Origin of the sequence: Nakamurella multipartita DSM 44233 (assembly GCF_000024365.1) — a bacterium.
GTDB lineage: Bacteria > Actinomycetota > Actinomycetes > Mycobacteriales > Nakamurellaceae > Nakamurella > Nakamurella multipartita.
Window position 1 is genome coordinate 3,074,920 of record NC_013235.1, and the last position, 17,304, is coordinate 3,092,223.

A 17,304-nucleotide genomic window follows, 5' to 3' on the forward strand; every position below is an offset into this window, starting at 1 on the left:
GACCCCGCACGCAAGGCAGTCATGATTCTCTTCCTGCAGATCCTGCTCGTCATCACCAGCCTCACGCTGATGGCGTTGATCCTGTTGCACCGCGGCAAGGGTGGCGGGCTGTCGTCGCTGTTCGGCGGGACGATGCAGTCGTCCCTGTCTGGATCGTCGGTGGTGGAGAAGAACCTGGACCGGCTGACCCTGTTCGTCGCGGCCGTCTGGGCGATCTCCATCGTCGGCGTCGGGTTGCTGCTCAAGGTCGGTGCCTGACTCCAGCGGTATCGGCCACAGTCCAAGACGAGGCGGTTGGCATGGCAGCTGGCAATCCGATCCGGGGGTCCCGGGTCGGCGCGGGCCGGATGGGCGAATCTGATCGCGGGGAGTCCGCGCCCCGGCAACGCTTCGAGTTCTACTGCGCGAACGGGCACGCCACGGCGTTGGCGTTCGCGATGGACGCCGAGATCCCCGACCTGTGGGACTGCCCGCGCTGCGGGTCGCCCGCCGGTCGGGATCGAGCGGCTCCGCCGCCGGCCACCAAGGTCGAGCCGTACAAATCGCACCTGGCCTACGTCAAGGAGCGGCGCAGCGACGAGGACGGCGAGGCCCTGCTCGCCGAGGCCCTGGCCCGGATCGAGGACAAGCGGACCCCGCGCAGCTGACGGGTTGCCGGGCATTCGATCACTCGATCGTGGTGTCCGGTGACCCGAACAGGTCAAAGCACCGATCACCCGTTGTTGATGTGAATCAGCTGAGCGATGATTCGCTGATCGCCGCGTCGGGCGGCGCACGTCCTGCGGGGGTGGACCAGTGATCTCGATCAGGCGAATGTTCGCGATGTCCGGCGCAGTCCTGGCCGGTGCGGTGCTGGTGGTGGGGTGCGGGTCGGCCGGCAGCGGCAGCACCACCGTCGCGGCCGCACCGTCCACGGTCACCGCCACCACCACCGTGGTCAAGACGGTGCGCAGCACCACCGAGGAGACGGTCACCACCACCGTCACCGCCGGGGCCGGCAGCTCGGACTATCCGCCGGCGGACTTCTTCGACAATGGCAACGGCGTCTACAGCGCGTTCGAGACCAACCACGACGCGTTCGACTGCGACGCCGAGTTCAACCGGTGCTGGGGGGTCAAGGTGACCGCGCCGGCCGGCTGTCCAAATGGCGTCGCGCTCAAGCTCACGATCTTCCCGGAGGGCAGCAACGACGCCGCGGCCACGGTGGAGCAGACCACCGGGACGGCGCTGGCCCCGCAGGAGATCGCCACCGTCGTGGTCGGCTCCAGCAAGCTGCCGGATGAGCAGAAGTACGAGGCCGAGATCACCGAAGCCGGCTGCGCCTGAGCCTGCGCGGGCGCGCTACAGGTGCTTGAGCATCCGGGTGTTGCCCAGGGTGTTCGGCTTGACGTAGGGCAGGTCCAGGAACTCGGCCACCCCGCGGTCGTAGGACGAGCGCAGCTCGGCGTGCGCCTGCGGGGACAGGTCCAGCTCGTGGATGGTCTCGAAGCCCAGCGACCGGAAGAACGGCACCTCGAAGGTCAGCACGAACAGCCGGTGCAGGCCCAGTTCCACCGCGTGCGCGATGATCTCCTCGCAGACCAGCCGGCCGACGCCGCGGCGCCGGGCCCGCGGGTCGGTGGCCACGGTGCGGATCTCGCCCAGGTCCTCCCAGAACACGTGCAGCGCACCGCAGCCGACCACCGTCTCGCCCAGCCGGGCCACCCAGAACTCGGTGACGTCCTCGTACAGGTTGGCCAGCGTCTTCTCCAGCAGGATCGGCCCGGCGTAGGCATCGACCAGCCGTTTGATCTCCCGGACGTCGCCGACCCGGGCCCGCTGCACGGTCACCGATCCGGTTGCCGACCCGGCGACCGGGCCCACCGGGTGGCCGTCCGCGTCGGCGCTCGGCCCGAGCCCCGGAGGCGGGCGGTGATCGGCAGTCACGACGCATCACCCTAGTTGGCCGAGCTGGCGAGGCCACCATCCGGACAGCGTTGGCCGAGCTGACGAGGCCACCATCCGGACAGCGTTGGCCGAGCTGGCGAGGCCACCATCCGGACAGCGTCGGCCGAGCCCGCGAGGCCACCATCCGGCCACCGTCGGCCGAGCCCGCGAGGCCAGGTCCGTCGCGTGACCGGCGAGCGGTCGGTGAGCGACTAAGGTGAGCCGGTGTCCACAGGTTCCACGGCAGCCACCCGCGTCGGTCTGGTGACCCTGGGCTGTGCCCGCAACGACGTGGATTCCTCCGAGCTGGCCGGCCGGCTGCAGGCCGACGGCTACCAGTTGGTGACCGACGAGGCCGAACCGGCCGACGTGATCGTGGTCAACACCTGCGCGTTCGTCGACGCGGCCAAGAAGGACTCGATCGACGCCGTGCTCGCGGCGGCCGACACCGGCGCGAAGGTCGTCGCGGTCGGGTGCATGGCCGAGCGGTACGGCGCCGAGCTGGCCCAGGCGCTGCCCGAGGCGGACGCGGTGCTCGGCTTCGACGCCTACCCGCGGCTGGGCTCGTTGCTCGGCGACGTGCTCGACGGGCACCGACCCGCGGCGCACACCCCGGTGGACCGGCGGACCCTGCTGCCGATCAGCCCGGTGGCCCGGGCGGGTGCGGTGTCCGGGGTCAGCGTGCCCGGTCACGCCGCCGGTCCGGTCGTGCCGCGCACGCTGCTCGACGAGGGGCCGGTGGCCCCGCTCAAGATCGCCTCGGGCTGCGACCGGCGCTGCACGTTCTGCGCCATCCCCTCGTTCCGGGGCGCGTTCGTGTCCCGGCCGCCGGCCGAGATCCTGCAGGAGGCGGCCTGGCTGGTCGATCAGGGCGTGCGGGAGGTCGTGCTGGTCAGCGAGAACACCACGTCCTACGGCAAGGATCTGCCCGGCGATCGGCAACTGGCCGACCTGCTGGCCGGCCTGGCCCAGGTGCCCGGGCTGACCCGGGTGCGGCTGTCCTACCTGCAGCCGGCCGAGACCCGACCCTGGCTGATCCAGGCCATCGCCGAGATCCCGGCCGTGGCCGACTACTTCGACATGTCGTTTCAACACTCCTCGCCGGCGGTGCTGCGCCGGATGCGCCGGTACGGCTCGACCGACTCCTTCCTGCAGCTGGTCGAGCAGATCCGGGTCGCGGCCCCGGACGCCGGGATCCGGTCCAACGTGATCGTCGGGTTCCCGGGGGAGACCGAGGAGGACCTGGCCGAGCTGGAGCGGTTCCTGGTCGGGGCCCGCCTGGATGCGGTCGGTGTGTTCGGCTACTCCGACGAGGACGGCACCGAGGCGCTCGGGCTGGCCGGCAAGCATGACGAGGACGTCATCGCCGAGCGGGTCGAGCGGATCACCGAACTGGTCGAGGAGCTCAGCGCGCAGCGGGCCGAGGACCGCATCGGCTCGCAGCTGCTGGTGATGGTCGATCGAGCGGCCGGTGACCCGGACGGCGACGGGATGGCCGTCGGTCGCGGCGACCATCAGGCCCCCGACGTCGACGGCGAGGTCCGGTTGATCGCCGACCGGGTGCTGCGGCCCGGCGAACTCGTCCGCTGCACGGTGACCGACAGCGACGGGATCGACCTGGTCGCCACGGTGGAGCCGGCCGCGGATCCGGCGGAGCCGGCGCTCCGGGTCGCGCCGCGATGACCGATCGGCCGCCCCCGCCGGTCTCGCTGGTCAACCTGCCCAACGCGCTGACCGTCCTGCGGCTCATCCTGGTCCCGGTCTTCCTGCTGGCGTTGTTCGCCGAAGGCGGCCACGACACCACCTGGCGGTGGATTGCCTGGGCGGTGTTCGCGTTGGCCGCCATCACCGACCGCTACGACGGCCACATCGCCCGCAAACGCGGGCAGGTGACCGACTTCGGCAAGATCGCCGATCCCATCGCGGACAAGGCCCTGACCGGCTCCGCCCTGATCGGCCTGTCCATGCTGGGCGATCTGGCCTGGTGGATCACCGTGTTGATCCTGGTCCGGGAGATCGGCATCACGCTGCTGCGACTGGCGGTGATCCGTTACGGGGTCATCGCGGCCAGCCCCGGCGGCAAGGCCAAGACGTTCGTGCAGATCATCGCCATCGGCCTGTACATCCTGCCGCTGCCGGCCGCGCTGGAGTGGGTCGCCGAGGGCGCCATGGGCCTGGCCGTGGTGCTGACCGTGGTCACCGGCGTCGACTACGTGGTGCGGGCCGCGCTGCTGTACTCGCGGGCCCACCGGCCGGCCGGCCAGGCCTGATCGAGCCGCGGTGCCCTCCACCCCCGCCGGGCCCACCCTGGCCGACCTGCTCGGCGTCCCCGGGGCCGCATTGACCCGGCTGATCGGCGCGCTGACCGACCGCGGTCTGACCGTGGCCACCGCGGAGTCGCTCACCGGCGGCCTGCTCGCCGCCTGCCTGACCGAGGTGCCCGGCTCCAGCGCGGTCGTCCGCGGGGGCCTCGTGGTGTACGCCACCGACCTCAAATCGACCCTGGCCGGGGTGGACCCGCAGTTGCTGGCCGAGCGGGGACCGGTCGACCCGGACGTGGCCGCGGCCCTGGCCGCCGGTGCCCGCGCCCGCTGCGGCGCCGACATCGGCGTCGGCCTCACCGGCGTCGCCGGACCCGATCCGCAGGACGGGGTGCCGGTGGGGACCTGGTACGTGGCGATCAGCGGCCCGGGGCCGGCCATGGCCCGGCGGACCGCCGATCCGGACGACGCCGGACGGAGCCGGGCCGCCATCCGGGCCCGAGCCGTTCGCGCGGCCCTGGACCTGCTCGCGGACGCGGCGCACGGCCGCGCAACGGTTTCGTAACCCGGCGGTGATGGACTTCGTGGAACATCGTGACCAGGATCGACGTTGTGGTGGTGAGAGCAAGCGCGCGGGCGCGGATTGCCGTGGTCCTCACCAACCCGGCGGCCCAGATCTTCAGCGCGGTACCGTAGCAACCGACCGCAGAGAGGAGGTGCGACATGCTCCTGCGTGACGCCGTGGGGGAGACCCTGCGTGACGCCCGGAACCGGCAGAACCGGACGTTGCGCGACGTGTCGACCGCCGCAAACGTCTCACTCGGCTATCTCTCGGAGGTCGAGCGAGGACGCAAGGAAGCCTCCAGTGAGCTGCTCGCCTCCATCTGCGACGCCCTGGATCTGGAGCTGTCGGATTTCCTCGATTCGGTGAGCCGGACGATGCGAACTGTCAGCGTGGCCGACAAGCGGGCCGTGGTGACGAACTCGATCAAGGCCGGCATGGGTTCCTCGAACCGGGAGCGCCGGATCGACGGGTCGATCAAGGAGTCCATGAAGGACACCCGGATCGAGCCCGAATTCCGGATCGTGGTGCCGTACGACGGCACCCGCCCGGGCGCGCCGGTCGCCTGAGCGCCCGCCCGAACCCAACCCGGGCCGCGGTCAGCCCGTTCGGGTGTGCACCAGCGCCTGCAGGGCCGACACGGCCCGCAGCGCGTCGTCGGCGGGCACGAACACGTGGTCGTGGTGCCGGCCGGCGATCACGTTGGCCGCGATCCCATCGGTGGCCAATGCCGTCGCGACCGCGGCGGTCAGCCCGACCGCGTCCAGCGCGGAGTGCACCCGCAGGGTGATCTGCCGGCACCGGAAGGTGCCGGCCAGGCCGGCGTCGGCCGCCTGCTCGGCCGCCAGTACCAGGGTCAGACCCTCGTCCTCCCGCACCGTGGCCACCGGCGCCAGCCCGTCGGGCACCCGGTCGCCGGGCACCGAGCAGTAGACGAACTCGCCGTCGCGCAACTCGGGCTGCAGCGATCGCAGCAGCTCGTCAAGATCGGTGACCGGTCGGCGTCGCCGGTAGGTGACGAAGGCGTACCCGTCGGCCTCCTCCCGGTCGGTGACCGCCCAGAGCGCTGGATCGATGGCCGGGAAGACCGTGTCGCCGGGCGCCGAGAGGTCCAGATGGGTGATCTCCAGCCGGTCGGCCCGCGGCAGGGCCTGGGCGTAGATCTCGCCGCCGCCGACCACCATCACCACCGGGTCGGTCTGCGCGCCCAGCGCGATCGCGCGGTCCAGCGAGTCGGCGACCTCGGCGCCGGGGGCCCGCCAGTGCGGGTCCCGGGTGATCACGATGCTGCGCCGGCCGGGCAGCAGGCCCATGGACTCGAAGGTCTTGCGGCCCATCACCATCGGATGACCCATGGTCAGCCGCTTGAACCGTTTGAGGTCGGCCGGGATGTGCCAGGGCATCGTGCCGGCCGCCCCGATGACCCCGTTACGGGCCACCGCCGCAACCAGCACCACCGTCGGCGCTGCGTCGATCATGGTGGCGTCGATCATGGTGGCGTCGATCATGGTGGCGTCGATCATGGTGGCGTCGATCATGGTGGCGTTCACACCGCGATGGGGGCCTTGATCGCCGGATGCGGGTCGTAGTTCCGGATCACGATGTCGTCCACGGTGAACGCGTCGATCTCGGTGACGTCCGGCTTGAGTTCAAGTTCGGGCAGCGGCCGCGGGGCGCGGGTGAGCTGCAGCCGGGCCTGATCCAGGTGATTGGCGTACAGGTGGGCATCGCCCAACGTGTGGATGAACTCGCCCGGCCGCAGGCCGACGACCTGGGCCATCATGCCGGTCAGCAACGCGTAGGAGGCGATGTTGAACGGCACACCCAGGAACACGTCGGCCGAACGCTGGTAGAGCTGGCAGGACAACGCACCGTCGGCGACGTAGAACTGGAACATCGTGTGGCAGGGCGGCAGAGCCATCTGGTCCACCTCGGCCACGTTCCAGGCCGAGACGATGTGCCGCCGCGAGTCCGGGTTGCTGCGCAACGAACGAACCAGACCGGCGATCTGGTCGATGTGCCGCCCGTCCGGGGCCGGCCAGGACCGCCACTGATGGCCGTAGACGGGTCCGAGTTCACCGTCGGCGTCGGCCCATTCGTCCCAGATCGTGACGCCGCGTTCCTGCAGCCAGTGCACGTTGGTCGAACCCTGCAGGAACCACAGCAGCTCGACGATCACCGAGCGCGTGTGCACCTTCTTGGTGGTGACCAACGGAAAGCCGGCCGACAGGTCGAAGCGCATCTGATGTCCGAAGATGCTGCGGGTGCCGGTCCCGGTTCGGTCGGACTTGACGGCGCCGGTGGTCAGGATGCGGTCCATCAGGTCCAGATACTGCTGCATGACGCAAGCCTATCGGCCGGTCCGGCCGGACACGCCCATCGCGCACCGTCAGCGGCGCGGCTTGTCCCCGGGGGCGCGGCCGGTGGCCAACTTGTAGACGCCGGCGACCACGATGGCCCCGATGATCGACCCGATCAGCCCGGAGGGGCGGATCTGCAGGCCGTCACCGGCGATGAGGCTGAAGATCAGGCCGCCGACGAACGACCCGATCAGGCCGACGACGATCGCCGCGGTCCAGTCGATCGGCCGTTTGCGGCTGCGGAACACCAGCTGCGCCGCGGCGCCGGCCAGCATCCCCACCAGGATGATCGCGATGATGAGCACGGGGCCACACGTTACGCGATGGGCCAGCTGATCATGGTGCGCCCGGCCGAGTCCCGTAGCTCCACTGCGCCCGGTCCGGGCGCCGCGTCGAAGAACGCGCGCACGGGGGCGCTGCTGCCCGCCGACACCGATGCGAACGAGGCGGCCGAGGACACGACATTCGGTGGTGGCACCCCGATCGGGTCGCCGCCGGCCGGCACGAAGACGAACGAGCTGTCCTGGACCCACTGGCTGGTGTCGGTGCCGGTGCCGGTGATGGTGAAGTCGGCGGCCAGGAAGGTGCCGCTGGCCGGCGGCCGGGACGCGCCGGCCTGGGCCTGATCGACCCAGCCGACCCCGGTGAGGGTGACGGTGAACGCCGGTCGCCCGATCTGCGCGGTAACCGGCTCGCCGGCCGCGCCGGTGACGGCCACCGCCGGCACCGCGGTCAGCGCCCACGTGGCCAACGGCGGGTCGCCGTACCGGTTGCCGGCCAGCCGCAGCTGCCCGGTGGTGGCCGCGGTGTCGAACGCCAGGTAACCGCCGACCGACTGGCCGGCGGTCAGGCTCACGCTGGTCAGGTCCGGCTCGAACCCGCTGATGATGTCCACGTCGGCCGGCGCGGCGCCGTCGGCCGGGACGAACGACCAGTCGAAGAACGGCACGTGCACGGAGCTCGATCCGTCATCGACCCGCTGGATCGTCATCGCCACCAGCAGGGTGGGGGCGTCGTCGGGATGATCCCAGCCGCTGCCGGGCTGGGACTGGACCCCGGACACCGACACCCGCAGCTGGGCGTCGTCGACCTGGACGGTCACCGGGACGTCGACGGCACCGACCTGGGTGGCCGGCGCATCGCGGCCCGGGATCGACGACCGCACCGCCCCGACCACCGCCAGCACGCCCACCACGATCGCTCCGACGGTGACCAGGATGACGATCAGGGCGACCAGCCCGCAGCCGGCGCCCGGGCCCCGGCGCCGGGCGGGCGAGGCCACCCCGGTGCCCGGCGGGATCGGCGCGAACGCCGGCCGGGACGGGGGAGCCGACGCCGGGGCCGGGTCGGCCGGCCAGGCGGGAGCCGGTCGGCCGGCCTGGTAGGCCCGGGGCGCGTCGTCGCCGGCGCCCGGCTGGTAGACCGGCGCGTCGCCCCGATACAGGCCGTCCTCGGATCCGTCCGATCGGCGCTGCCCCCCGAACCAGCCCATGTCCAGCCCCTCACGCCACCCGGCCGGCTACGCCAGTCGCATCCGGACGATCTCCCGCAGGCTCGGCTGCTCGCCGTCCGGACCGGCCTGATCGAGCCGGATGCTCGCCCGCGACCCGTCCAGGGTCAAGGACATCACGTCGTTGCCGAACAACGGGCCGGCCAGCCGGTGCCAGCGCACGGGCGGACGCGGGATCCGCGCGATGGTGCCGATCAGCGTGCGCACCGACCGTTCGGCGACCGAGCTCCAGCCGGCCCGGAAGGCCAGCTTCATCGCCGGCGGGACCCGGTTGTGCAGCGGCGAGCAGGTCAGCTGGTACACCGCCGAGCGGGTGCCGCCGGGCAGGGTGGCGGAGGCGATGTAGGCGTGGTGCACATCCCCGGACAGCACGCACACGGTGTCCGGGGCCGTCCCGCCGCCGGCGTGCTCGCCGCGACCGACCGCCCCGATCAGCGCGGCCAGCTTCTCGAAAGAGGCCCCGAACGAGGCCCAGTGCTCCAGGTCGGCCGCCCGGCGCAGCTTCTCCGAGGCGGCGGCGAGCAGCCGGCCGCGCCGGCCGGCGCACAGGACCTCGTTCCACGCCTCGATGTCGTGCAGGGCGGGAGCCATCAGCCAGGGCAGCGAGGTGCCGATCAGCAGGTGCCGGTAGTCGCCGTCGACCTGCTCGGTGATCCAATCCATCTCGCGTTCGCCGACCATGCCCCGGCGGCCGTCCAGCACCCGTCCGCACCGCGAGTCGATGACCAGCAGCCGGACCGGGCCGAAGTCGCGGCGGTAGGACCAGCGGGCCCCCTTGGCCCCGTCGGCCTCGGCGTCGGCGGCCTCGGCGAAGGCCCGCAGCAGCGGTTCGGCGTCCCCGCCGCCGGTGCGCACCCGTTGGTACAGCTCGTTGTCGGCCAGTTCGCGGGGGCCCAGGTTGCCCAGGTGCTGATACACCCAGTAGGAGGACAGGGCGCCGACGATGCGTTCGTGCCACCAGGGCTGCGCGGCCATGTCCTGCCGCCAGGACTGGGAGGTGTTCCAGTCGTCTCGCACGTCGTGGTCGTCGAAGATCATCGATGACGGGACGGTGGACAGCAGCCAGCGCACATCCGGGTCGGTCCACGACTCGTGATAGAGCCAGGTGTATTCCTCGAAGTCGGCGACCTGTTCCTTGGCGCCGGTGGTGATGTCGCGGCGTTGCCGGATCTTGTCCTGGGTGCCGCTGGTGGTCTCGTCGGCGTAGACCTGATCGCCGAGCAGGATCAGCGCCTGCGGCCACTGCTGGGGGTCCTGCTCGATCAGCCGCCGGGACAACCCGGCCAGGGCGTCGGCGTCGTAGCGCGGGTCGCGCACGGCCGCGGAACTGGCGTACCGGCAGGAGCCGAACGCGATCGTCACCGGGCGGGACTCGTCGACGGTGCGGATCACCGACGCCGGGCGGTCCCGGTCGGTCCGCGCCGGCGGCCAGACCCGGTCGCCGTCGAGCTCGACCTCGTAGGCCGTGGTGGTTCCCGGGGTCAACCCGGTGATCTGGACCAGCGCGTAGTGGTGCCCGGCCACCGTCCAGGTCTGCTCGACGGCGTCCAGGATCCGGACCTGGGCGGGCTGGTCGGTCTCCACCCAGATCGTCGCGTCGGTCGGCCCGACGTGTCGCAGCAACGGGCCGAGCAGCAGTCGGGTCACCCGGCATGTGTACCAGCCCACACCCGCTGATGTGCAGGGTCCGTTCGAGCGCAACGGCCACCCCCCGTTCACCGCGACTGGCTACGGTGAAGCACGTGTCCCCTTCCACCCCTGCATACCCGACCGAACTTTCCCCGACCGAGAACGAGCTGCCGGACCTGCGCGCCGCATCGCCGGACGCCGAGATCGCCGCGGCCCTGGTCCGCACCGCCGGCCGGTTGGCCGCCCGGATGCGCTCGTCCGGACTGCTGGTCGAGGAGAAGACCAGCATCAGCGACGTCGTCTCGGACGCGGACAAGGCCGCCGAGGCGCTGATCGTCGACCGGCTGACCGGCATCCGGCCCGACGACGGCGTGCTCGGCGAGGAGGGCGCGGCGGCGCCGGGTCGGCGCACCTGGGTGATCGACCCGGTCGACGGCACCTACAACTTCGTCTCCGGTCTGCCCGCCTGGTGCTCGGCCCTGGCCCTGACCGACGGCCCGGAGGGCGCCGGGGCCACCGTCCTGGGGGCCATCTACCAGGCCACGACCGACGAGCTGTGGCTCGGCGGGCCGCACCTGCCGCCCTCGCTCAACGGGGTGCCGCTGCCGGCGCTGGCCGATCGGGAGCTGCACGAGATCGCGATCACCACCTACCTGCACCCGCCCCGGCTGCTGGACCCCCGGCTGCGCGACGGGCTGGTCCGGGCGATCGCCGGCGCCGCCTCGGTGCGGATCATCGGCTCCGGATCCATCGAACTCGCCGCGGTGGCGGCCGGCCGGCTCGGCGTCTGGCTGCACGCCGACCCGCCGCTGTGGGACTGGCTGCCCGGGTCGGCCCTGGTCCTGGGCGTCGGCGGGGTCACCGACATCTTCGAGTACGGCGGCCACCGCTGGCACGTGGCCGGGCCGCCCACCGCCCTGGCCCAGGCCAAGGCGGCGGTGCTCGGCCTGGGCTGACCCGTCACATCGCGGGCGGCTGCTCGAAGCTGACCTGCTCGGTCGGCACGGTGCCGGCGGTGCGGCCCGGCGCCGTCTGGAACGACCAGTACAGGTTGGTGTGGGCGATGACCGACTCGGGCGGCGGAGCACCGTAGGCGGTCAGGTCCTCGGTGGTGTGGGCGTCGCCGACCAGCGTGGTGTCGTACCCGCGGACGAAGGCTCCGTGCAGGGTGGACCGGACACAGGCGTCGGTCTGCGCGCCGGTCACCACCACCCGACCCACGCCCAGGCCGGCCAGAATCTCCTCCAGCGGCGTGGCCTCGAAGGAATCGCCGTGCCGTTTGTGCACCAGCGGCTCGCCCTCGGCCCGGACCAGTTCGGGCACGTACTCCCAGGCCGGGCTGCCGGGGGTGAGTTCCTCGCTGGCGTGCTGGACCCACACGACGGGCACCTGCTCGCGGCGGGCCTTGTCCAGCAGCCGGTTGATGTTGGCCACCACCTCGTCGCGGCGGGGGCTGCCGTCGACGACGCCGTTCTGGACGTCGATGACCAGCAGAGCGGTGTGGGGGCGATCGGTCAGTGTCGTCATACCCGCACGATAGGACCGTGGTCCGACAGTGACCCCGAAGGTGCGACCATCGGCGGGTGGACACCGCGCTGTTGATTCTCGGGTTGATCGCGGCGGTGACCGCAGCCAGCGTCATCGCCAACCGCGTGGGCGTGCCCGCGCCACTGCTGTTGGTGGTGATCGGCATCGGCGCCTCGTTCCTGCCGTTCCTCGAACCGATCGAGCTCAGTCCCGAACTGGTACTGGTCGGGTTGTTGCCCCCGCTGCTGTACGCGGCCTCGATCCGCACCTCGCTGGTGGACATACGGGCGAACCGGCAGGCGATCGCCTGGCTGGCGGTTGGCCTGGTCATCGCGACCACGGTCATCGTCGGGTTCGTGGCCTGGTTGCTGATCCCGATCCCGCTGGCCGCCGCCTTCGCCTTCGGTGCCGTCGTTGCCCCCCCGGACGCGGTGGCGGCCACCGCGATCGCCCGCCGGATCGGGTTGCCCCGGCGCGTGGTGACCGTGCTGGAGGGCGAGTCGCTGCTCAACGACGCGACCGCGTTGGTCGCCCTGCGCACCGCGATCGTGGCCATCGGCGCGACGGTCAGCGTGTGGAGCATCAGCCTGGACTTCCTGTGGGCGGCGGCCGGGGGAGCGGCGATCGGGGTGCTGGTCGCGCTGGTCCTGGCCCTGATCCGGCGCAAGATCAAGGACCCGTTGATCGACACCACGGTCTCGTTGATGGCCCCGTTCCTGGCCTACCTGCCGGCCGAGGAGGCGCACGCCTCCGGCGTGATCTCGGTGGTCACCGCCGGCCTGGTGCTCGGCCACAAGGCGCCGATCATCCAGGACGCCACGTCCCGGATGAACGAGCGGATCAACTGGGACACCATCCAGTTCCTGCTGGAGAACACGGTGTTCCTGCTGATCGGCCTGCAGGTGCGACGGATCGTGGAGGGCATCGGCGGCTCGTCGCTGTCCGGCTGGACGATCACGCTGTTCTGCGCCGGCGTGCTGGCCGCCGTCATCCTGGCCCGGCCGCTGTGGGTGTTCCCGATCGGACTGCTGCTGATCCGGCCCCGCCGCTCGGACAGCCCGGACTTCTCCTGGCGGACCACCGCGGTCGTGTCGTGGGCCGGGATGCGCGGGGTGGTCACCCTGGCCGCCGTGTTCGTCATCCCCGACACCGTGCCCAACGTGCAGGTGCTGGTGCTCGGCGCGTTCGTGGTGACCGCCGGCACGCTGCTCATCCAGGGGCTGTCCCTGCCCTGGCTGGCCCGCCGGTTGCGGATCCGCGGACCCGACGAACGGGAGGACGCGCTGAGCGAGGCCACGGTGCTGCGGGCCGCGGTCGAGGCGGGCCGCCGCGAACTCGACCGGATCATCACCCCGGACGACGACGAGGAGGTCATCCGGATCCTGCGGGCCCGCGGCGAATCGCGCCTGAACGCCTCCTGGGAGCGGCTGGGCAGCGTCGAGGCCGACGAGACCCCCAGCGAGCTGTACCGGCGGTTGCGCACGGCCATGCTCGCCGCCGAACGGGCCGAGGTGCTGCGCATCCGCACCACCGGCGAGTTCGACTCCGAGGTGCTGGCCGAGGTGATGGACGACCTGGACGTCGAGGAGTCGATGATCGACCGGCGGGAGGCGCGGGCCGCGCCGTCCTCCGAGACCACCCTGGTGACCCCGGAGCGCACCGCGAGCACGTGCGTCGACCTGGACAACGCCCCGGCCGACGCCACCCCGCAGACCCCCGACGCGTGCGGGGACTGCCTGCGCGAGGGCACCCGGTGGGTGCACCTGCGGCTGTGCCTGACCTGCGGCGCCGTCGGCTGCTGCGACTCCTCGGTCGGCCGGCACGCCGAGCGGCACTTCCACCAGTCGGGCCACCCGGTGATGCGCAGCTTCGAACCGGGCGAGGCCTGGCGCTGGTGCTACGTGCACGAACTCCTGGGCTGATCACCGCCGGCCGATCACTGGTCGGGGATCGGCACCGGCGGTTCGGCGGCCTCCGGCAGGGCGTCCAGCGGGTGGGCCAGCTCGTCCGGGCCGAGCTTGGCGATGAGCAGGGTGCCCACCGCGAGCAGCCCCGGCACCAGGCCGGCGACCAGGAAGGTCGGCCCGATCCCGACCAGATCGCCGACCGGCCCGGCCAGCGCCATCGAGATCGGCATCAGCGCGAGCGAGACGAAGAAGTCCAGGCTGGAGACCCGGCCGAGCAGGGCCGGCGGCACCCGCCGTTGCAGCAGGGTGCCCCAGAGCACCTGGGCGGCGGAGAAGACGAACCCGGTGACGAACAACGCCACCACCATCACCGCCAGCGAGCTGGTCAGGCCGACGACCACCAACGGCAGCGAGCCGAAGCCCCACCCCAGGATCATCAGGGTCAGGTAACGCCGGGGCATCCGGATGCTGGCCGCGGCCAGCGACCCGGCCGCCCCGCCGATGCCGAACGCGGCCAGCGCCACCGCGAACGCGCCCGGACCCCCGCCCGTCTGGTCCTTGACCGCGAAAGGCAACAGCACCTCGACCGGTCCGACCACCATCAGCACCAACAGGGTGGCGAACAGCAGGGTGGTCAGCAGCCAGCGCGTGCGCACCATGTACGAGAAGCCGTCCCGCACGTCGATCAGCGCGCTGCGCAACGGGTGCACATCCGGATCCAGCTCGCGGCGCACCGCGGTGGTCCGCATGGTCCACAGCGCGGCCGCCGTCCCGATCTGCAGGATCGCGACCGCGGCGAACGCGGCGCCAGGCGACCACACCGCGATGATCACGCCGGCGGCGGCCGGGCCCAGGCCCTGCATCACCGCGGGCCGCAGCATGCCCTCGATCCCGTTGGCGGCCAGCAACTGGTCGGCGTCGACGATCGCCGGCAACCAGGCCGAGTACGCCGGGTAGAAGAACCCGTCGGCCAGTCCCAGGACCAGACCGAGGACGGCCAGATGCCAGATCTGGATCGCGCCGGTCAGCGCCAGCACCCCGGCCAGGGCGAAGCAGACCCCGCGGACCGCCTCCACCACCAGCAGGATCTTGCGTTGCGGCACCCGGTCGGCGACCACGCCGCCGATCAGCACCGACAGGGTCAGTCCCAGACTCGATCCGAAGGCCACCAGGGACAGATCGGAGGCGCTGCCGCCGAGCTGGATGACCTGCCACACCGAGGCCACCAGCCAGATGCCGACGCTGAACAGCGAACAGGCCAGGGCGGTGGTCAACCAGCGGTACTGGGGGTTGCCGAACGGACGCAGCGCCCGCGGCAGGGACAGCGCCCGCGGCAGGGACAGCGCCCGGGGCACGGACCGGGGTCGCCACAGCCGCTTCCGCCGCGGTTCGCGGTTCGGCGCTCGACGCTCGGTCATGATCTTCGACTCCTGACGGTGGTGCTCACGGGTGCCGGCCGGCGGGCGGTCGCGGCCGGGGCGCAACCCGTCGGGGACGACGGGCGTCCACGATGCTGCCCGATCAACCACGGTCGGGGCCAGCAATTTGCCGGTCCGGCCGCCGTGCCGGGGGGCACCGGAGATCCCGGTCACAGCGCGGCGACGCGCCGGGGCGCGGCCACCGCGTGCGCCGGCCCTCGGTGGCTAGCATCGATGCTGCCGGACAGTGATCCACCGTGCGCCCCGCGAGGTCGCGAAAACCATATCCGCACAGCAGGGTTGCGGCGGCCGAAATGCCAGATGGGTGGACAGGGATGCTCCGCACGGGACCGCAGTGGCTGCTGCCGAAGCTGCGACGGATGGCCGAGTCCGCCGCGCCGGACGCCTCGCTCGGCCGGCCGCAGCGTCCCGCGCCGCCCCGTCCGACCGGCCCCGGCCGGTGGATCCACCGCCAGTTTCGCAACGAGCAGGGCGCCCGCGAGTACGACGTGTACCTTCCGTCCGGATTGACGGTTCATGATCGAACTCCGATGCTGTTGCTGCTGCACGGGTGTCAGCAGCGCTCGGTCGACTTCGCCATCGAGTCGGGCTTTGTCGCCGCGGCCGACGCGCACGGCCTGCTGATCGTCGCGCCCCGCCAGGATCGCCAGCACCAGCTGCAGCGGTGCTGGCGCTGGTACGAGTCCGAGCACCAGGGCCGAGACCGGGGCGAGCCGGCGATCCTGGCCGGGCTGGTACGGGAGGTGAGCGCCGAACGCGAGCTGTGGCGGGTCGATCGGCGCCGGGTCTACGCGGCCGGCCTGTCCGCCGGCGGGGCGATGTCGCTCATCCTGGCCACCACCTACCCGGACCTGATCGCGGCGGCCGGCGTGCACTCGGCCACCGCCTACCGCAGCGCCACCCAGGGCTTGGGCGCGCTGGGCGCGATGGCCGCGCACGGCTCGCTGCCCTCGCACGACCGGATCGGCGGCGAAATGGCCCCGGTGGTGCTCATCCACGGCACCAACGACCCGGTGGTGCGAGCGCCGAACGCGGACCGCATCGTCGACCAGTGGCTGGCCTCGCGCGACGCGCAGCGGCTCACCGGGCTGGATCGGGTGCGGCCGCTGGCCACGACCCGCGCCCTGGTGGTGGACGGGCGGCGCTGCATCCGCACCCGCTGGTACACCGCCCGCGGGCGCCGGGTGCTGGAGTACTGGCGCGTGGACGGGCTGCGCCACGCCTGGTCCGGCGGACATCGTCGAGGCTCGTTCATCGACCTCACCGGCCCCCGGGCGGCCGAGGTGATGGTGGCGTTCTTCCAGCGGCACAAGCTGGCCCACACGATGGTGCCGGTTGTCGCCGACGAGAGTGGCCGGCCCGCCGCCCGTTGATCCGGGGTCGCGACTGATCCGGGGCACGACCCCGACCGATCCAAGTCAAAGATTCTTGACATCGTGTCGGTGACGCTTTACATTCGATGATGTCAAAGATTCTGTACATCAGGAGTCCGGATGCCGATCGGCCAGAAGCGTGCCTGGGTCATGATGGTGGCCAGTGCGCTGGCGTACACGGTGTACGTCGTTGTCCTGCTCACCCGCCGCGACGGCGGGCCGCTCGCCGAGACCGCCTACGTCGCACCGCTGTTGTGGACGGTCGGCGGCAGCGTCGCCGCCACGGTGCTGGCCGAGATCGTCATCGCGGTCTCGTCCCGACGAGAAGGCAAGTCCGCCTGGCGCACCGACGAACGCGATCGCGAGATCGACCGGTTCGGTGAGCATGTCGGGCAGGCCTTTGTCGTGATCGGCGGCCTGGCCGCCCTCGGCCTGGCCATGCTTGAGGCCGGCTACTTCTGGATCGCCAACGTGATCTACCTGGCCTTCGTGCTCTCGGCCGTGCTCGGCTCGGCCGCCCGGCTGTCGGCCTACCGGCAGAACTTCCAGCCATGGTGAAACCCACCCGGGTGACGAACTCCATTCGCGCCCTTCGGTTTGCGGCCGGCGAGATGACCCAGGCCGACCTGGCCGACCGGATCGGCGTCACCCGCCAGACGGTGATCGCCATCGAGCAGGGCCGGTACTCGCCGTCGCTGGAGATGGCCTTCCGCATCGCCCACGTCTTCGGCGTCGGCCTCGACGCCGTCTTCCAGTACCAACCCGATTCCTGACCCGATTCCTGACCCGAACCCGACCCATCCCCAACCC

Annotated in this window: 20 protein-coding genes; 12 read left to right on the forward strand and 8 right to left on the reverse strand. The window is 71.8% G+C overall.

The genetic code is table 11. From position 1 onward, the window contains the following. Positions 1-21: 21 nt before the first annotated feature. The 3 genes from secG (at position 22) to NAMU_RS13850 (ending at position 1,326) form a co-directional block, all read left to right on the forward strand. Positions 22-258: a preprotein translocase subunit SecG gene (gene secG / locus NAMU_RS13840; RefSeq protein WP_015748027.1), complete on the forward strand. Its 237-nt coding sequence runs from the start codon at positions 22-24 to the stop codon at positions 256-258. A 41-nt stretch (positions 259-299) separates the two neighbouring features. Further along, on the forward strand, positions 300-647 hold the full coding sequence (locus NAMU_RS13845; protein ID WP_015748028.1) for an RNA polymerase-binding protein RbpA: 348 nt from the start codon (positions 300-302) through the stop codon (positions 645-647). A 175-nt stretch (positions 648-822) separates the two neighbouring features. Then, entirely contained in the window at positions 823-1,326 is a 504-nt protein-coding gene (locus NAMU_RS13850; RefSeq protein ID WP_015748029.1) for a hypothetical protein, read from the forward strand. A 15-nt stretch (positions 1,327-1,341) separates the two neighbouring features. Here the strand turns inward: NAMU_RS13850 and NAMU_RS13855 are convergent, their stop codons facing one another. Beyond that, on the reverse strand, positions 1,342-1,863 hold the full coding sequence (locus NAMU_RS13855) for an amino-acid N-acetyltransferase (protein WP_015748030.1): 522 nt from the start codon (positions 1,861-1,863) through the stop codon (positions 1,342-1,344). Positions 1,864-2,151: 288 nt separating this feature from the next. Between NAMU_RS13855 and rimO the strand changes: the two genes are divergently transcribed. From rimO to NAMU_RS31440, 4 genes are all read left to right on the forward strand, one after another. Next, positions 2,152-3,609 carry a 30S ribosomal protein S12 methylthiotransferase RimO gene (gene rimO, locus NAMU_RS13860; RefSeq protein ID WP_015748031.1) on the forward strand — a complete coding sequence of 486 codons (1,458 nt, stop codon included), beginning with the start codon at positions 2,152-2,154 and terminating at the stop codon, positions 3,607-3,609. Further along, positions 3,606-4,196 carry a CDP-diacylglycerol--glycerol-3-phosphate 3-phosphatidyltransferase gene (gene pgsA / locus NAMU_RS13865; RefSeq protein ID WP_015748032.1) on the forward strand — a complete coding sequence of 197 codons (591 nt, stop codon included), beginning with the start codon at positions 3,606-3,608 and terminating at the stop codon, positions 4,194-4,196. The genes rimO and pgsA overlap by 4 nt, the downstream gene beginning before the upstream one ends. A gap of 10 nt (positions 4,197-4,206) precedes the next feature. Further along, the gene (locus tag NAMU_RS13870; protein WP_015748033.1) at positions 4,207-4,752 is read left to right on the forward strand and encodes a CinA family protein; all 546 of its coding nucleotides are present in this window, start codon (positions 4,207-4,209) and stop codon (positions 4,750-4,752) included. 158 nt (positions 4,753-4,910) lie between these two features. Next, positions 4,911-5,318 carry a helix-turn-helix domain-containing protein gene (locus tag NAMU_RS31440; RefSeq protein WP_015748034.1) on the forward strand — a complete coding sequence of 136 codons (408 nt, stop codon included), beginning with the start codon at positions 4,911-4,913 and terminating at the stop codon, positions 5,316-5,318. Positions 5,319-5,348: 30 nt separating this feature from the next. Here the strand turns inward: NAMU_RS31440 and NAMU_RS30495 are convergent, their stop codons facing one another. From NAMU_RS30495 to NAMU_RS13900, 5 genes are read right to left on the reverse strand one after another with little or no spacing between them, the layout of a single operon-like run. Continuing rightward, positions 5,349-6,299 carry an ACT domain-containing protein gene (locus tag NAMU_RS30495; RefSeq protein ID WP_083785839.1) on the reverse strand — a complete coding sequence of 317 codons (951 nt, stop codon included), beginning with the start codon at positions 6,297-6,299 and terminating at the stop codon, positions 5,349-5,351. Further along, positions 6,296-7,090, reverse strand: coding sequence for a thymidylate synthase (locus NAMU_RS13885; RefSeq protein WP_015748036.1), 795 nt, complete (start codon positions 7,088-7,090; stop codon positions 6,296-6,298). Before NAMU_RS13885 ends, NAMU_RS30495 begins: the two co-directional genes overlap by 4 nt. A gap of 48 nt (positions 7,091-7,138) precedes the next feature. Beyond that, entirely contained in the window at positions 7,139-7,414 is a 276-nt protein-coding gene (locus tag NAMU_RS13890; protein ID WP_015748037.1) for a GlsB/YeaQ/YmgE family stress response membrane protein, read from the reverse strand. Between the two features lie 11 nt (positions 7,415-7,425). After that, positions 7,426-8,601 (reverse strand): hypothetical protein, encoded by a 1,176-nt coding sequence (locus NAMU_RS13895; protein WP_015748038.1) that lies wholly within the window; start codon positions 8,599-8,601, stop codon positions 7,426-7,428. Positions 8,602-8,628: 27 nt separating this feature from the next. Further along, on the reverse strand, positions 8,629-10,266 hold the full coding sequence (locus NAMU_RS13900; RefSeq protein ID WP_041370654.1) for an alkaline phosphatase D family protein: 1,638 nt from the start codon (positions 10,264-10,266) through the stop codon (positions 8,629-8,631). A gap of 95 nt (positions 10,267-10,361) precedes the next feature. On the opposite strand from NAMU_RS13900, the gene NAMU_RS13905 reads away from it, so the two are divergent. Beyond that, on the forward strand, positions 10,362-11,204 hold the full coding sequence (locus NAMU_RS13905; RefSeq protein ID WP_217180410.1) for an inositol monophosphatase family protein: 843 nt from the start codon (positions 10,362-10,364) through the stop codon (positions 11,202-11,204). Between the two features lie 4 nt (positions 11,205-11,208). Here the strand turns inward: NAMU_RS13905 and NAMU_RS13910 are convergent, their stop codons facing one another. Next, a complete protein-coding gene (locus NAMU_RS13910) occupies positions 11,209-11,775 on the reverse strand; it encodes a cysteine hydrolase family protein (protein WP_015748041.1) in 567 nt (188 codons plus the stop codon). A gap of 56 nt (positions 11,776-11,831) precedes the next feature. Between NAMU_RS13910 and NAMU_RS13915 the strand changes: the two genes are divergently transcribed. Further along, positions 11,832-13,697: a Na+/H+ antiporter gene (locus NAMU_RS13915; protein WP_015748042.1), complete on the forward strand. Its 1,866-nt coding sequence runs from the start codon at positions 11,832-11,834 to the stop codon at positions 13,695-13,697. Between the two features lie 14 nt (positions 13,698-13,711). Here NAMU_RS13915 and NAMU_RS13920 read toward each other — a convergent pair whose 3' ends face one another. Next, complete coding sequence (locus tag NAMU_RS13920) at positions 13,712-15,100, reverse strand: MFS transporter (protein ID WP_015748043.1); 1,389 nt, start codon at positions 15,098-15,100, stop codon at positions 13,712-13,714. Positions 15,101-15,435: 335 nt separating this feature from the next. On the opposite strand from NAMU_RS13920, the gene NAMU_RS13925 reads away from it, so the two are divergent. The 3 genes from NAMU_RS13925 (at position 15,436) to NAMU_RS13935 (ending at position 17,267) form a co-directional block, all read left to right on the forward strand. Then, the gene (locus NAMU_RS13925; protein ID WP_015748044.1) at positions 15,436-16,494 is read left to right on the forward strand and encodes an extracellular catalytic domain type 1 short-chain-length polyhydroxyalkanoate depolymerase; all 1,059 of its coding nucleotides are present in this window, start codon (positions 15,436-15,438) and stop codon (positions 16,492-16,494) included. A 120-nt stretch (positions 16,495-16,614) separates the two neighbouring features. Further along, positions 16,615-17,052 carry a hypothetical protein gene (locus tag NAMU_RS13930; RefSeq protein WP_015748045.1) on the forward strand — a complete coding sequence of 146 codons (438 nt, stop codon included), beginning with the start codon at positions 16,615-16,617 and terminating at the stop codon, positions 17,050-17,052. Next, a complete protein-coding gene (locus NAMU_RS13935) occupies positions 17,046-17,267 on the forward strand; it encodes a helix-turn-helix transcriptional regulator (RefSeq protein ID WP_015748046.1) in 222 nt (73 codons plus the stop codon). The genes NAMU_RS13930 and NAMU_RS13935 overlap by 7 nt, the downstream gene beginning before the upstream one ends. Positions 17,268-17,304 lie beyond the last annotated feature (37 nt).